The following is a 1,446-nucleotide window of genomic DNA, read 5'->3' as shown; positions in this document are numbered from 1 at the left end:
TAGAACTTTTTACAATACCCTGGCCCGATTAAAGAAAAGGCGCACTGCCTGAATAAGTGCGCCCTATTCTTGAATAGCTTTTTTCTATTTGTTTACAGGTGGAAAAGAATATTGACGAGCTTTCCGAATGGGTCTCTTACATAAAAGCGCCGAACTCCCCAAGGTTCCTCAACGGGTCCATACTCAATTGGAATCTTCGCTTCTTTTACGCGTGTTAGCACCTCATCAAGATCATCAACTTCAATTGACAAGTCAGGCGCTGGAGTCCCGGAACCTCCCTCTGAAAGGAAACTGATTTGAGTGTCCATTTTCTCATGTGAACCATAGGTGGCAATAAATCCGTGATTCATTAATTGATCAAGTCCTAGTATTTCCCCATAGAAGTACCTTGCCTTGGAAATGTCCTGCGTCTCAATATTGGTAACAATTCGCTTGACCTTCACTCTACATCCTCCTCGTACTAAAATAAAACGTTCTCAGATTGTCCTTTCTTCCACAAAATGTTTCTTATCTACAGTATGATTAATAAAAATGAGGTTCTATCGAACCTCATTCATTGAATACATGTTTTTAAAGATAGTTCATTATTTTACTCAATTTCTTTATAAATTGCTGCCCATTCCACTTTAAGTTGCTCTTTCAATTTCCTATTTTCTTCTTCAAGATTCTTACTTCTTTTACGAAGTGATGCAATAATGACATCCTTTGATTTCTCTGACATTTCTCGTTTGGCCTGTTTCGGTGTTACTAAGCCTTTTTCCTGACTCCTTAATGTTTCAATTCGAGATCTTATTTCACTGTACTTATAAAGAAATGACTTTGATACACCAGATTCTTCTGCTATAGAATTAAAGTTAATCTTTTTATGTTGCTTTATCATCTCTTTAATGGCGGTCTCTACCTTTTGAAAAGTCTTTTGCTTTTTATCTTCTATACTTCTTAATAATGGTCCTGTATTGGGATTCTTATTAGCCAATGTATCTCACATCTTTCATCTTTAATTTTCCGATTCTCTTCTTGATTTGTTAATTCCATAAATTCCACCGTTCTGAATGATTCCATCCCTAATTTCTTTGTACCGTTTCAATTTCGGTTGAATAATTTCTATTGAGCGATTTCTTCCTGATTTTTGATATATATGTATATCAGCTTCTATCTTTGAAATCTGATCATTATAGAAATCTAAAAAACTTTGATCTACATGAAAACTGCGGCAGTTATTTTTTATACATGGATGTAAATAGCCACTTTATTTCCTCCAAAAACCAAATATTTTTTTCAAATTCCTCCAGATTAATCTATATACTTCTCCGACAGAATGTGCTAAATTTTTTGCATATTAGTTGGGAGGAGTTTTTTTATGATCATTCCGCATGATTTTGGTATTGAATTAATAGAGTATGAGGCAAAGGGAAAAAAGAACGAATTTCCTTTGTTTGAAGAGTG

The 1,446-nt window shown here is 34.6% G+C and carries 2 protein-coding genes; both read right to left on the bottom strand.

Features of this window, described 5'->3' with window-relative positions; all coding sequences use genetic code 11:
• Window positions 1–92: 92 nt before the first annotated feature.
• A complete protein-coding gene (locus B5V89_RS00010; protein ID WP_108069878.1) occupies window positions 93–443 on the bottom strand; it encodes a VOC family protein in 351 nt (116 codons plus the stop codon).
• A gap of 146 nt (window positions 444–589) precedes the next feature.
• A complete protein-coding gene (locus B5V89_RS00005) occupies window positions 590–976 on the bottom strand; it encodes a DUF6262 family protein (RefSeq protein WP_108069876.1) in 387 nt (128 codons plus the stop codon).
• Window positions 977–1,446: the final 470 nt, after the last annotated feature.

This window comes from Heyndrickxia sporothermodurans (genome assembly GCF_003055045.1).
Classification (GTDB): domain Bacteria; phylum Bacillota; class Bacilli; order Bacillales; family Bacillaceae_C; genus Heyndrickxia; species Heyndrickxia sporothermodurans.
The sequence above is the reverse complement of the archived record's forward strand: the minus strand, read 5'-3'. Positions and strand labels throughout refer to the sequence as shown.